This window comes from Marinobacter bohaiensis (assembly GCF_003258515.1).
Taxonomy (GTDB): Bacteria; Pseudomonadota; Gammaproteobacteria; order Pseudomonadales; family Oleiphilaceae; genus Marinobacter_A; species Marinobacter_A bohaiensis.
In genome coordinates, this window is the sequence record NZ_QGEH01000011.1 from 1 (window position 1) to 1,358 (window position 1,358).

General features: G+C 61.9%; 2 protein-coding genes. Both read right to left on the reverse strand.

The genetic code is table 11. The annotated features are described in order from the left end of the window. Positions 1 to 337, reverse strand: a 337-nt coding sequence (locus DKK67_RS21450) for a contractile injection system protein, VgrG/Pvc8 family (protein ID WP_265735518.1), incomplete at its 3' end; no start/stop codon positions are given. A gap of 252 nt (positions 338 to 589) precedes the next feature. Then, positions 590 to 1,108, reverse strand: a complete 519-nt coding sequence (locus DKK67_RS21455; protein ID WP_111498578.1) for an Hcp family type VI secretion system effector — start codon at positions 1,106 to 1,108, stop codon at positions 590 to 592. Positions 1,109 to 1,358: the final 250 nt, after the last annotated feature.

Below are 1,358 nucleotides of genomic sequence, written 5' to 3' on the forward strand. Positions count from 1 at the left end.
GGAAGATGCGGCTGTTGTGCATCAGCCCCAGGCGCCACAGGGCGGGTTCGATCTTCACCTCGTAGCGGGTGCGGCGGTGGCCGCTGGCGCCGCGGCGGAAGGCGCTGACCACGCCCTGTACCCCGCGTAAGGCCTCGCCGTCCTGCCAGATCACCAGGTCGGCGGCCTGGTCCAGCACGTCTACGGCCTCGATGTCGGCAAACGAGCTGGCCAGCTTCAGGGTCAGGACAAAGGGCAGGGACAGGCGCTCGGTCAGCTCGAACTCGACCACCGCGAAGGTGTCGTCCGGCAGGCTGCCGAGGCGGGCCGTGAACTGCAGGCCTTGGGGTAGGGACATGCTATTCATCCTTGAACTGGAAAAACCGCGGTCTCGCTTTTGAGAAGACGAAGATGCTTGCCCTTCGCGCTCTCAAAAACGGGCTCAACCTTCCCGTCACTGGGGATTCGGACGGTCACTTGCCTCCTGCAAGTGGGTGGCCTGAGTCTAACCGATCCGGGCGACCGCTTGTGTAAGCAATCGTTGCCCGGACCGGTCAGGCGACACGGACGCCCGGATCCATCGATCCGGGCCCGTGCACGCGGTCGGGCCTTAGGCCTCGACCGGGGAACGCCAGTCGTCGGAACCGGAGGTGCCGGCGATGCCGTGCTCCCAGGTGACCTTGCGGTAGGCCAGGGACACTTCGACCAGTTGGGTGAACTCGGTCTTGGCCGCGTCCTGGCAGTGCGGCATGGTGCAGTCGATGTTGATGATGGTGGCGTCTTCCAGGATGGTGGAGAAGAAGTGCTCCTGCTTGCCCTCAACGGAGGTGCGGTACCACTTCAGCTCGACCTTGGGCAGCATCTCGCCGGAGGCCAGGGCGTTGTACATCAGCGGCGTGGCCTTGTTCAGGGCGGCGGTGAACTTGAACGGCTTGTGCACGCGCTGGCCAGACGGCTGGCCGGACTGCGGGTCGGTCGGGACGGTGACGGTGTGGTCGAACTGCTGGACCAGCACTTCGTCTTCGTGGCCTTCAACGTAGATGTTACCGACCGAATCGGCGGTGAAGGCACCGGCGGTGATGTTGCCCTGGGTCTGGCCTTCGATGCTGATATAACAAGGGGTTGGCATGGGGTCTGCTCCGTGACATGGAGGGGTTGTCAAGCTACTGCGTTCGTGGCGCTTGAAAACCCCTCTTGGCGATTGAATAAGTGAATCCCTTCGCAAAGGGTCCACTCTGAGAGACAAGTCCTGTGCCAGAAAAAGAAAGACCAATAAAAACAGATCTCTAACGCCATTCCACTCGATTCACCCACCGGTCGCCGGGCAACAAGTTGCTCAAATCGAGCAAGATCTTGCTTGATTGGGCGAGATATTGCTC